Origin of the sequence: Rathayibacter sp. AY1A4, assembly GCF_002930955.1 — a bacterium.
In the GTDB taxonomy this organism is placed as follows: Bacteria; Actinomycetota; Actinomycetes; order Actinomycetales; family Microbacteriaceae; genus Rathayibacter.
Map to the genome: position 1 here is coordinate 68651 of NZ_PSTN01000003.1, position 11093 is coordinate 79743.

Sequence of the window (11093 nt, forward strand, 5' to 3'; positions counted from 1 at the left end):
ATCAGGCCTGCGCCTTCGCGCCCTCGAGCGCCGCGGTGACGGTGTCGAGCAGCTCGTTCCAGGAGACGATGAACTTCTCCACGCCCTCCTTCTCGAGCAGCTCGGTGACGTCGGCGTACGAGACGCCCTGCGCCGCGACGGCGTCGAGGACGGCGTTCGCGTCGGCGTACGAGCCGGTGACGGTGTCGCCGGTGATGACACCGTGGTCGAAGGTCGCCTCGAGGGTCTTCTCGGGCATCGTGTTGACCACGCCGGCCGCGACGAGCTCGGTCACGTAGAGGGTGTCGGGGAGGTCGGTCGACTTGACGCCGGTCGAGGCCCAGAGGGGGCGCTGGCGGTTGGCGCCGGACTCCTGGAGCAGCAGCGCGCGCTCGGTGGCGAACGCCTCGACGAAGACCTCGTAGGCCAGCTGCGCGTTGGCGACGCCGGACTTGCTCTTGAGGGCGCGGGCCTCGTCGGTGCCGACGGCCTCGAGGCGCTTGTCGATCTCGGTGTCGACGCGCGAGACGAAGAACGAGGCGACGGAGTGGATGGTCGACAGGTCGATGCCGGCGTCCTTGGCCTTCTCGAGGCCGGCCAGGTACGCGTTGATGACGGCGCGGTAGCGGGCGAGCGAGAAGATCAGGGTGACGTTCACCGAGATGCCGGAGCCGATGACCTCCGTGATGGCCTCGAGGCCCTCGACGGTCGCGGGGATCTTGATCATCGCGTTGGGGCGGTCGACCTTGGCCCAGAGGGCCTTGGCCTGCTCGATGGTGCCCTGGGCGTCGTGCGCCAGGCCGGGCTCGACCTCGATCGACACGCGGCCGTCGTAGCCGTTGGTCGCGTCGTAGATCGGGCGGAAGATGTCGGACGCCGCGGCGACGTCGTCGGTGGTGATCTCGAAGACGGCGTCGGTCACCGAGGTGCCGGCGGAGGCGAGCTCGCGCACCTGGGCGTCGTAGGACTCGCCGTTGGTCAGGGCCGCGGCGAAGATCGTGGGGTTCGTGGTGACTCCGACGACGTTCTTCTCCTCGATGAGCTTCTGCAGCCCTCCGGTGGAGATGCGCGAGCGGGAGAGGTCGTCGAGCCAGATGCTGACGCCGGCGGCGGAGAGCTCTGCGGTGGGGGTGTTCTCGGTCATGTCTCTTCTTCTTCTGCGTAGGTGGTGCGTGGTGTGAGGGGGAGCCGCTGCTCCGACGGCGAAGGCCGCGTCCGTGGTGGACGCGGCCTTCGGGTCAGGAGGCTGCGAGCGACTCCTTGGCGGCGGACAGTGCCGCCTCGGTGGTGATCCCGAACTCGCGGAACAGGGTCTTGTAGTCGGCCGAGGCGCCGAAGTGCTCGATCGAGACGGAGCGGCCGGCGTCGCCGACGTACTTCTGCCAGCCCAGGCTCAGGCCGGCCTCGATCGAGACGCGCGCCTTCACCGAGGAGGGCAGGACCTTCTCGCGGTACTCGGCGTCCTGCTCCTCGAACCACTCGAGGGACGGAGCCGAGACGACGCGGGCGTTGACGCCCTCGCTCCTCAGGGCCTCGCGCGCCTCGACGGCGATCTGGACCTCGGAGCCGGTCGCGATGAAGATCACGTCCGGGGTGCCGCCCGGCGCCTCGGCCAGGATGTAGGCACCACGGGCGACGTTCGCGGCGGAGGCGAAGGTCTCGCCCTCCGCGTCGCCCTCGCCGCGCTCGAACACCGGGATGTTCTGACGGGTGAGCGCGAGGCCGGCGGGGCCCTCGCGGCGCTCGAGGATGGTCTTCCAGGCGTAGGCGACCTCGTTCGCGTCGCCGGGGCGGACGACGTCCAGGCCCGGGATCGCGCGGAGGGTCGACAGCTGCTCGACCGGCTGGTGCGTCGGGCCGTCCTCGCCGAGCGCCACGGAGTCGTGGGTCCAGACGTAGATGGCCGGCGCCTTCATGAGCGCGGCGAGACGGACCGCCGGGCGCATGTAGTCGGAGAAGATCAGGAAGGTGCCGCCGAAGGGGCGGGTGTTGCCGTGCAGGACGATCCCGTTGAGGATCGCGCCCATGGCGTGCTCGCGGATGCCGAAGTGCAGCACGCGGCCGCCCTTCTTCCCGGTCCACTCGTGGGTCGAGAACTCCGTCGGGACGAAGGAGCCGGCTCCCTCGATCGTCGTGTTGTTCGACTCGGCGAGGTCGGCGGAGCCGCCCCACAGCTCGGGGATCACGCCGGCGAGGGCGTTGATGACCTTGCCGGACGCGGCGCGGGTCGAGACCTCCTTGCCGGGCTCGAAGACGGGGAGCGCCTCCTGGACGCCCTCGGGCAGCTCGCCCGAGAGGACCCGGTCGAGCAGCTCCTTCTTCTCGGGGTTCGCGGACGCCCAGGCGGCGAGCTGCTCGTCCCACTCGGCGTGCTGGGCCTGACCGCGCTCGACGGCCTTGCGGGTGTGCTCGATGACCTCGTCGGCGACGTCGAAGGTCTTCTCTGGGTCGAAGCCGAGCACCTCCTTGAGTCCGCGGAGCTCGTCGGCGCCCAGGGCGGAGCCGTGGATCTTGCCGGTGTTCTGCTTCTTCGGCGACGGCCAGCCGATGATGGTGCGCAGGATGATGAGCGACGGCTTGTCGGTCTCGCCCTTCGCGGCCTCGATCGCGGCGTGCAGCTCGGCGACGTCCTCGTGGTACTCGCCGGTCTTCTTCCAGTCGACGACCTGGACCTGCCAGTCGTAGGCCTCGTAGCGCGCCTTGACGTCCTCGGTGAAGGCGATGTTGGTGTCGTCCTCGATCGAGATCTGGTTGGAGTCGTAGATGACGACCAGGTTGCCGAGCTTCTGGTGGCCGGCCAGCGAGGAGGCCTCGCTGGTGACGCCCTCCTGCAGGTCGCCGTCGCCGGCGATCACATAGACGAAGTGGTCGAACGGGGAGGTGCCCGCGGCGGCCTCCGGGTCGAACAGGTCGCGCTCGAAGCGCGAGGCGTAGGCGAAGCCCACGGCGGAGGCGAGGCCCTGGCCGAGCGGTCCGGTGGTGATCTCGACGCCGTCGGTGTGGCCGTACTCCGGGTGGCCCGGGGTCTTCGAGCCCCAGGTGCGCAGCGCCTTGAGGTCGTCGAGCTCGAGTCCGTAGCCGCCCAGGTAGAACTGGACGTACTGCGTCAGCGAGGAGTGGCCGACCGACAGGATGAACCGGTCGCGGCCGATCCAGGTCGCGTCGGACGGATCGCGGCGCATGACCTTCTGGAACAGGAGGTAGGCGGCGGGCGCGAGGCTCATGGCGGTTCCGGGATGGCCGTTGCCGACCTTCTCGACCGCATCCGCGGCGAGAACCCTCGCCGTGTCGACTGCCTTCTCGTCAATGGATTCCCATTGCAGTTCTGACACTTGGTACTGACCCTTCTCGAGACGTGGGGCAGACGGGGACCGTCCGCCCTCTCGCATGGTGGAGCACGCCGCATGACGACTTCGACACGATGCTCCGGCGACGGCCCTCTCGGCCACGTGCCGACGATCGTCGGGCGGGCTCGGGTGCGTGCCGGGCGCTCTGGCGAGCAGTCCCGAGTATACGGAGGGGGGTGCGCCGCCGACCGGGGGTTGCGTGGTCGCATATGTCTGCGTCCGATTGGACAAGCGTGCACGCCGGGCCCGGCTCCCGGACGGGCGCATTACACTCGTTCGGGATCATCGAATCGTTAGAGGAGCAATGGACGCAGTCGTGGAGACCACCGCCGTCGAGCGGGACGGGGCGTCGCCGACGACCCTCTCGCGCAAGGTGAAGGCCTTCGTCGCTCTGACGAAGCCGCGCGTGATCGAGCTGCTCCTCGTGGTGACCGCTCCGACGATGATCCTGGCGCAGGGCGGGATCCCGAACCTGCTGCTGGTCCTCGACGTCCTGATCGGCGGCGCCCTGAGCGCCGGGTCGGCGGGCGCGTTCAACTGCTACTTCGACCGCGACATCGACCGGATCATGAACCGGACGAAGAACCGGCCGCTCGTGACCGGGGAGATCTCGGACCGGTCCGCGCTCGTCTTCGCGACCACGATCGGCGTCCTGTCGATCGTCTGGCTCGGCCTCACGGCCAACTGGCTCTCTGCGGGCCTCTCGCTCGCCGCGATCCTGATCTACGTCGTGTTCTACACGCTCTTCCTCAAGCGCCGGACGCCGCAGAACATCGTGTGGGGCGGCATCGCGGGCTGCATGCCGGTGCTGATCGGCTGGGCGGCGGTCACCGGCTCGCTCGACTGGGCCCCCGTCATCCTCTTCTCCGTCATCTTCCTCTGGACGCCGCCGCACTACTGGCCGCTGTCGATGAAGTACCGGGACGACTACCAGGCCGCCGGCGTGCCGATGCTGGCCGTCGTGCGCGGACGCACGATCGTCGGGCTCCAGGTCATCCTCTACGCCTGGGCCACCGTCGCCTGCTCGCTCCTGCTGATCCCCGTCGCCGGCATGGGGGTGCTCTACACGGTGGTCGCGCTCGGCAGCGGAGTCTGGTTCATCGCCGAGACGCACCGCCTCTACAGCCTCGCGATCCGTCACGAGCACGTCTCGCCGATGCGGGTGTTCCACGGGTCCATCGGATACCTCACCCTGCTCTTCCTCGCCGTCGGCATCGACCCGCTGCTCCCCTTCTGATGGTGACGCCGTTCTCCTTGCTCGCCGAGCGGGTGACCCTGGGTCCGCGCGCATTGCGCTGGGGGACCACCGCGGCGCTCGTCGCGAGCATCCTGATCATCTTCTTCGGGGGCGTCGTCCGGCTGACCGGCTCTGGCCTCGGCTGCCCCACCTGGCCGGCGTGCGAGCCGGGCTCGCTCACCTCGACCCCCGAGCTCGGGATCCACGGCTTCATCGAGTTCACGAACCGCGCGTTCACCGGCGTCCTCGTGGTCGCGGTGGGCTGGGCGATCACGGCCGCGCGCCTGCAGAAGCCGCGCGACCGCACCATGACCCGGCTCGCCTGGTCGCAGTTCTGGCTCGTCGTCGCGAACGCCCTCGCGGGCGGCGCGACCGTCCACTCGGGCCTCAACCCGTACATCGTGGCCGGGCACTTCGCTCTCGCCATCGCCCTCCTCACCACCACCGCACTGACGTGGCACCGCGCCCACCGCTCGCAGTCCGTGGCCTTCGAGCCCGACCGCCCGACGCGGGCGCTCAGCATCGGGCTCGTCGGCCTGACGCTCCTCGTGATCCTCGTGGGGACCCTCGTGACGGGAACCGGCCCGCACGCCGGCGACTCCGCGGAGGTGCCCCGCATGCAGTTCCACTGGGAGAGCGTGACCGTCGTCCACGGCGTGCTCGGCACGGCGGTGCTCGTCGCGGGTGCCGCGCTGCTCCTGCGCCTGTCGCGGGCGGCGGGCTCGGAGCTCGCCCGGCGGCGCGTGATCGCCTTCCTCGTGGTCGTCGTGCTGCAGGCGCTGGTCGGGGTCGCGCAGTCGCTCACCGCGCTGCCCGAGACGCTCGTCGCGGTGCACCTCCTCGGCTCGGCGCTCATCTGGGTCGGCGCGGTCCGCGTGCTGCTCGACGTGAACCCGAGGCTGTTCACCGTGCGCGCCCAGCGCCGGGACGCCGCCCAGGAGCTCCAGCCCGCCGCCTGACCGCGGGCTCCGGCTCGGCGGAGAGCAGGTGCCGCCGGAGGCGCAGGAGCACGCGGGGGAGCGCCCGCAGCGGGAGGTCGGCCGCGATCGCGCGGGCGAGAGGGCCGAACGCCCGTGCGGGTCCGGTCGGCAGGCCGGCGCCCACCAGTGCGGTCACGAGTCGTGCGGGGATCGGGGTCGATGCGTCGTTCGTCATGGCGGAACCGAATCACGGACCACCGACACCGGTATGGCCATGCGCGTCTGGAGGCACGTCACCGGTGCCCGGCCGACACCCAGGTGCGGAGGTTCCGCTGAACGGCGGACGCCGGTAGAATGAGAAGCTGGTCACGGTTCGACGCACCCTGCGCACGTGATCCGCACACGGCCCGATGGAGCGCCGACGCACACCTCCGGAATCCAGGGACGCACATCATCCGCTCCGCGCATCAGATCGATCGCGCGACCGGCCGGAGAGCACCCGCGGGCCACCCCCGGGGGAATGACTCCGGGACCCGACCGGTTAGCAGTGGGTAGGAAACGAGGTACACATGTCAGACATCCTGATCGACCGCCCCGAGCTCGAGAGCCTGGGCGTCTACGAGTTCGGCTGGTCCGACTCGGACTCCGCCGGAGCCTCCGCGCGACGCGGCATCTCGCCCGAGGTCGTCTCCGACATCTCCGCGCTCAAGAACGAGCCCGCCTGGATGCGCGACCGCCGCATGAAGGCCCTGAAGCTCTTCGAGCGCAAGCCCATGCCGACGTGGGGCGCCGACCTGTCGGACATCGACTTCGACAACATCAAGTACTTCGTCCGCTCCACCGAGAAGCAGGCGCAGACCTGGGACGACCTCCCGGACGACATCAAGAACACGTACGAGAAGCTCGGCATCCCGGAGGCGGAGCGCCAGCGCCTCGTCGGCGGCGTCGCGGCCCAGTACGAGTCCGAGGTCGTCTACCACCAGATCCGCGAGGACCTGGAGGAGCAGGGCGTCATCTTCATGGACACCGACACGGCGCTGCGCGAGCACCCCGAGATCTTCGAGGAGTACTTCGGCACCGTCATCCCCGCGGGCGACAACAAGTTCGCGGCGCTGAACACCGCGGTCTGGTCCGGCGGCTCCTTCGTGTACGTCCCCAAGGGCGTCCACGTCGACATCCCGCTGCAGGCCTACTTCCGGATCAACACCGAGAACATGGGCCAGTTCGAGCGGACCCTGATCATCGCGGACGAGGACAGCTACGTCCACTACATCGAGGGCTGCACGGCTCCGATCTACAAGTCGGACTCGCTGCACTCGGCCGTGGTCGAGATCATCGTGAAGAAGAACGCCCGCGTGCGCTACACGACGATCCAGAACTGGTCGAACAACGTCTACAACCTCGTCACCAAGCGCGCGATCGCGCACGAGGGCGCGACGATGGAGTGGATCGACGGCAACATCGGCTCGAAGGTCACGATGAAGTACCCGTCGATCTTCCTGGTCGGCGAGCACGCCAAGGGCGAGACCCTCTCCGTCGCGTTCGCGGGCCCCGGCCAGCACCAGGACGCCGGCGCGAAGATGGTCCACATGGCGCCGTACACGCAGTCGTCGATCGTCTCGAAGTCGATCGCCCGCGGCGGCGGTCGCGCCGGATACCGCGGCGAGGTCCGGGTGGACGCGAACGCCCACCACTCGGCGAACACCGTGCGCTGCGACGCCCTCCTGGTCGACACCATCTCGCGCTCCGACACCTACCCGGCGATCGACATCCGCGTCGACGACGTGCAGCTCGGCCACGAGGCGACGGTGTCGAAGGTCAGCGAGGAGCAGCTCTTCTACCTGATGTCGCGCGGCCTGCCGGAGGACGAGGCCATGGCCATGATCGTCCGCGGCTTCATCGAGCCGATCGCGCGCGAGCTGCCCATGGAGTACGCCCTCGAGCTGAACAAGCTCATCGAGATGGGGATGGAGGGCAGCGTCGGTTGACGCCCGCCTCCCCCCTCGAAGGGGCGCCCGGACGGGGCGCCCCGCACCCATCGAAAGGAACCACCGCCAGATGACGGTCCCCACGAGCGCCGCGACCCCCGAGATCGACGGCGCGGCCGCCGCTGAGCGCCTGGGCATCAGCGCCCACTCCGACGGGGCGTTCACGCCCGTGCAGACGCGCTCCGAGCGTTTCGCGTCGGTCGACGTCGAGGCCTTCGAGGCCGTCACCGGCCGCGAGATCGCCTGGAAGCTGACGCCCGTCGCCCGCCTCGGCGATCTCATCGACGGCGTGCTCGACGGCTCGCCCGCCCCCCTCGAGCACACGCCGGTGGACGGTGTCGACGTCTCGTGGGTCGGCCGCGACGACCAGCGGATCGGCACTGCCGGCCTCCCCGAGGACCGCGCCGCCGCGAACGCCTGGTCGAGCTTCGAGAAGGCTCTCGCCGTCCGCGTGACGGGAGAGGACGAGAAGGTCGCCACCCTCGTCCGCTCGGGCCTCGGCTCCGCACCCCGCGCCGCGCACACGATCATCGAGGCGGCGCCCTACGCCCGCGCCGTCGTCGTCCTGCAGAACGAGGGGGAGGCCTCCCTCGCGGAGAACGTGGAGATCCTCGTCGGCGAGGGCGCGCAGCTCACCGTCGTCACCGTGCAGGAGTGGGCGGACGACGCCCGGCACCTGGCCAACCACTTCGTGCGGGTCGGACGCGACGCGAAGGTGAAGCACATCGTGGTCACCCTCGGCGGCTCCATCGTCCGGGTGAACCCCTCGGCGCACCTCGTCGAGCGCGGAGCGGACGGCGAGCTCTTCGGCCTGTACTTCGCCGACGGCGGCCAGCACCTCGAGCAGCAGGTGTACGTCGACCACGACGCCCCCGACACCCGCAGCCGCGTGACCTACAAGGGCGCGCTGCAGGGCGAGGGCGCGCGCACCGTCTGGATCGGCGACGTCCTGATCCGCAACAGCGCCACCGGCACCGACAGCTACGAGCAGAACCGCAACCTCGTCCTCTCGGACGGCACGCGCGCCGACTCCATCCCGAACCTCGAGATCGAGACCGGTGACATCGCCGGAGCGGGGCACGCCTCGGCGACCGGCCGCTTCGACGACGAGCAGCTCTTCTACCTGCAGTCCCGCGGGATCCGCGAGGACGAGGCGCGACGCCTGGTCGTGCGCGGGTTCCTCAGCGAGATCGTGCAGCAGATCAAGGTCGCCGAGCTCGAGGACCGCCTGCAGCTCGCGATCGAGGCGGAGCTCGCCGGCAGCGCCGGCCAGACCGGCTCCTCCCGCGGAGCGGCGGTCCCCGCATGAGCAACGCCGCGATGATCTGCTCGGTCTCCGAGCTGATCCCCAACCAGGCCATGCGGGTCGAGGTCGACGGAGTCGCGATCGCGGTCGTGCAGGACTCCGCCGGCGAGATCCACGCCATCGGCGACACCTGCACCCACGGCGAGATCTCGCTCTCCGAGGGCTTCGTCGAGGGCGACAGCCTCGAGTGCTGGGCGCACGGCTCCCAGTTCTCCCTCCGCACCGGCACCCCGCTGAACCTCCCGGCCTACGAGCCGGTCCCCGTCTTCGTCGTCGAGATCATCGACGGCGACGTCTACATCGACCCGACCGTCACGAAGGAAGTCTGAATGTCCGTTCTCCAGATCAGCGATCTCCACGTCAGTGTCGAGACCGAGCAGGGGACCAAGCAGATCCTCCGCGGTGTCGATCTCACCATCAACCAGGGTGAGATCCACGCGATCATGGGCCCCAACGGGTCCGGCAAGTCCACCCTCGCGTACACGATCGCGGGACACCCCAAGTACCACGTCGACGGGGGCTCGATCACCCTCGACGGCGTCGAGGTCCTCGACATGTCCGTCGACGAGCGCGCCCGCGCGGGACTCTTCCTCGCCATGCAGTACCCGGTCGAGATCCCCGGTGTGACCAACACCAATTTCCTGCGCACCGCCAAGACCGCGATCGCCGGGGAGGCGCCCGCGATCCGCACGTGGACGAAGGACGTCAAGTCGGCGATGGCGAACCTCCGCATGGACTCGTCCTTCGCGGCGCGCAACGTCAACGAGGGCTTCTCGGGCGGCGAGAAGAAGCGCAACGAGATCCTCCAGCTCGAGCTCCTCGCCCCGCAGTTCGCCGTCCTCGACGAGACCGACTCCGGCCTCGACGTCGACGCGCTCAAGATCGTGTCGGAGGGCGTCAACCGCGCCCACCAGAGCACCGGTCTCGGCGTGCTGCTGATCACGCACTACACGCGGATCCTCCGCTACATCCAGCCCGACTTCGTCCACGTCTTCGTCGCCGGCCGCGTCGCCGAGCAGGGCGGCAAGGAGCTCGCCACCCGGCTCGAGGACGAGGGCTACGACCGCTTCCTGACCTCGGCGACGGTCTGATCATGGCGGTCACCACTCTCGAGCCGAAGCTCTTCGACCAGGTCGAGGAGGCCCTCAAGGACGTCATGGACCCCGAGCTCGGGGTCAACGTGGTCGACCTGGGACTCATCTACGACCTGGGCTGGGACGACGAGAACGACGCCCTCGTCATCCACATGACCCTCACCTCGGCGGGCTGCCCGCTGACCGACGTGCTCGAGGAGCAGACCGCCGAGTCGCTCGACGGCATCGTCGAGGCGTTCCGGATCAACTGGGTCTGGATGCCGCCGTGGGGTCCCGACCGGATCACCGAGGACGGGCGCGACATGATGCGCGCACTGGGCTTCTCGATCTAGCCGCTGCACACCGACGCCGAAGGGCCGGGAGGAGTCGTCCTCTCGGCCCTTCGGCGTCTCTGTCGTCTCCAGCCGGTCGCAGTCCGTCGCGGAGTCGGAACGGCCGGACGGGTCGACTCCGGCGTCGAGGGCCGTCGTCGCTCCCGCCGGTCGAGTCGGTGGAGGTGCCCACCGAGGTCGAGCAGGAGGACCGGGCGGCTCGACCTCTGCTGAACGCTGAAGGGCCGGGAGGAATCGTCCTCCCGGCCCTTCGGCGTCCGTGCGACCGCTCAGCGCGAGCGGCGCGAGAGCATCGCCCAGGTGGTGGGGAGCAGCGCGGCGGCGACCAGCGCCTTGAGCGCGTCGCCGACCAGGAAGGGCACGAGTCCCGCGGAGAGGACGGAGCCGAGGTCGGCGGGCAGCCCCAGCGAGGCGAGGGCGGCGGCCAGCCAGGGAAGGCCGACGAGGTAGATGGTGGCGGTGCCGGCGAGGAAGGTCACCAGCGTGCCGAGGACGCGACGGTCCCACTGCCGCTGGGCGAGCCACCCGGTGACGATCGACGCGAGGACGAAGCCGACGATGTAGCCGCCGGTGGGACCCGCGAGGACCGCCCAGCCGTGCGAGCCCTCGGTGAAGACCGGGGCGCCGAGAGCGCCGACGAGCGCGTACACGAGCATGGACAGCGCGCCGCGGAGTGCGCCGAGCGTCGTGCCGACCAGAAGGACCGCGAAGGTCTGGCCCGTGAAGGGGACCGGCCACATCGGGATGAACAGCTGCGCCATCGCCGCGGTGAGACCCGCACCCGCGAGCACCAGCAGGGCGTCGGTCGCGACGGAGCGGGTGACGAGCCGGTCGGCGAGGACCGGGCGCGGGAGGGCGGAAGAGGAAGGGGACATGGGTGATCTCCGAGA

The 11093-nt window shown here is 69.9% G+C and carries 10 protein-coding genes; 7 read left to right on the forward strand and 3 right to left on the reverse strand.

What is annotated here, in order from left to right; all coding sequences use genetic code 11:
- Position 1: 1 nt before the first annotated feature.
- Positions 2-1123 (reverse strand): transaldolase, encoded by a 1122-nt coding sequence (gene tal / locus C5B92_RS03015; RefSeq protein WP_104221924.1) that lies wholly within the window; start codon positions 1121-1123, stop codon positions 2-4.
- 94 nt (positions 1124-1217) lie between these two features.
- Positions 1218-3311, reverse strand: coding sequence for a transketolase (gene tkt, locus C5B92_RS03020; RefSeq protein ID WP_104255364.1), 2094 nt, complete (start codon positions 3309-3311; stop codon positions 1218-1220).
- A 319-nt stretch (positions 3312-3630) separates the two neighbouring features.
- Here tkt and C5B92_RS03025 point away from each other — a divergent pair, with 319 nt between their 5' ends.
- The 7 genes from C5B92_RS03025 to C5B92_RS03055 all read left to right on the forward strand — a co-directional run bounded on the left by C5B92_RS03025 (position 3631) and on the right by C5B92_RS03055 (position 10203).
- A complete protein-coding gene (locus tag C5B92_RS03025) occupies positions 3631-4563 on the forward strand; it encodes a heme o synthase (RefSeq protein WP_104255363.1) in 933 nt (310 codons plus the stop codon).
- Positions 4563-5522, forward strand: coding sequence for a heme A synthase (locus C5B92_RS03030; RefSeq protein ID WP_104255362.1), 960 nt, complete (start codon positions 4563-4565; stop codon positions 5520-5522). Before C5B92_RS03025 ends, C5B92_RS03030 begins: the two co-directional genes overlap by 1 nt.
- Positions 5523-6052: 530 nt before the next feature.
- On the forward strand, positions 6053-7471 hold the full coding sequence (gene sufB, locus C5B92_RS03035) for a Fe-S cluster assembly protein SufB (RefSeq protein ID WP_104221933.1): 1419 nt from the start codon (positions 6053-6055) through the stop codon (positions 7469-7471).
- Positions 7472-7541: 70 nt separating this feature from the next.
- Complete coding sequence (gene sufD, locus C5B92_RS03040) at positions 7542-8780, forward strand: Fe-S cluster assembly protein SufD (RefSeq protein ID WP_104255361.1); 1239 nt, start codon at positions 7542-7544, stop codon at positions 8778-8780.
- Positions 8777-9106, forward strand: a complete 330-nt coding sequence (locus tag C5B92_RS03045) for a non-heme iron oxygenase ferredoxin subunit (protein ID WP_077222834.1) — start codon at positions 8777-8779, stop codon at positions 9104-9106. Before sufD ends, C5B92_RS03045 begins: the two co-directional genes overlap by 4 nt.
- Positions 9107-9868 (forward strand): Fe-S cluster assembly ATPase SufC, encoded by a 762-nt coding sequence (sufC, locus tag C5B92_RS03050; RefSeq protein WP_104221937.1) that lies wholly within the window; start codon positions 9107-9109, stop codon positions 9866-9868.
- 2 nt (positions 9869-9870) lie between these two features.
- Positions 9871-10203: a metal-sulfur cluster assembly factor gene (locus C5B92_RS03055; protein WP_104221939.1), complete on the forward strand. Its 333-nt coding sequence runs from the start codon at positions 9871-9873 to the stop codon at positions 10201-10203.
- 269 nt (positions 10204-10472) lie between these two features.
- Here the strand turns inward: C5B92_RS03055 and C5B92_RS03060 are convergent, their stop codons facing one another.
- Positions 10473-11078, reverse strand: a complete 606-nt coding sequence (locus tag C5B92_RS03060) for a biotin transporter BioY (protein ID WP_104232632.1) — start codon at positions 11076-11078, stop codon at positions 10473-10475.
- Between the last annotated feature and the right edge of the window lie 15 nt (positions 11079-11093).

Coding starts and splice junctions, on each gene's coding strand:
- tal (WP_104221924.1), bottom strand. CDS start 1,123: ATGACCGAGAACACCCCCACCGCAGAGCTCTCCGCCGCCGGCGTCAGC.
- C5B92_RS03025 (WP_104255363.1), top strand. CDS start 3,631: ATGGACGCAGTCGTGGAGACCACCGCCGTCGAGCGGGACGGGGCGTCG.
- C5B92_RS03030 (WP_104255362.1), top strand. CDS start 4,563: ATGGTGACGCCGTTCTCCTTGCTCGCCGAGCGGGTGACCCTGGGTCCG.
- sufB (WP_104221933.1), top strand. CDS start 6,053: ATGTCAGACATCCTGATCGACCGCCCCGAGCTCGAGAGCCTGGGCGTC.
- sufD (WP_104255361.1), top strand. CDS start 7,542: ATGACGGTCCCCACGAGCGCCGCGACCCCCGAGATCGACGGCGCGGCC.
- C5B92_RS03045 (WP_077222834.1), top strand. CDS start 8,777: ATGAGCAACGCCGCGATGATCTGCTCGGTCTCCGAGCTGATCCCCAAC.
- sufC (WP_104221937.1), top strand. CDS start 9,107: ATGTCCGTTCTCCAGATCAGCGATCTCCACGTCAGTGTCGAGACCGAG.
- C5B92_RS03055 (WP_104221939.1), top strand. CDS start 9,871: ATGGCGGTCACCACTCTCGAGCCGAAGCTCTTCGACCAGGTCGAGGAG.
- C5B92_RS03060 (WP_104232632.1), bottom strand. CDS start 11,078: ATGTCCCCTTCCTCTTCCGCCCTCCCGCGCCCGGTCCTCGCCGACCGG.